The following is a 278-nucleotide window of genomic DNA, read 5'->3' as shown; positions in this document are numbered from 1 at the left end:
AGCTGACCGCATCGACCATCGTCGAGTCCCTGCAAGCCGCACAAGCCGACACCGAAACCTTGCTGGTCTGTGGTGGCGGCGCGCATAACGCCGCACTGATGAGCCGTCTGGCGGCGCTGTTGCCGTCCACCCAAGTGAGCAGCACCGCCACTTACGGCGTGGACCCCGACTGGGTTGAAGCCATGGCCTTCGCCTGGCTGGCCCATTGCTGCCTGGAAGGCATCGCCGCCAACCGCCCGAGCGTCACCGGCGCACACGGGCTGCGGGTGCTGGGCGCG

The 278-nt window shown here is 68.3% G+C and carries 1 protein-coding gene; it reads left to right on the top strand.

Translation table 11 applies throughout. The annotated features are described in order from the left end of the window. Nucleotides 1–278, top strand: a 278-nt coding sequence (locus KZZ04_RS19005) for an anhydro-N-acetylmuramic acid kinase (RefSeq protein ID WP_219423812.1), incomplete at both ends; no start/stop codon positions are given.

It is taken from the genome of Pseudoalteromonas sp. CR1 (genome assembly GCF_019392235.1).
Classification (GTDB): Bacteria; Pseudomonadota; Gammaproteobacteria; order Enterobacterales; family Alteromonadaceae; genus Pseudoalteromonas.
Note: the sequence above shows the minus strand (reverse complement) of the source record. Positions and strands in the feature narration are given on the sequence as shown.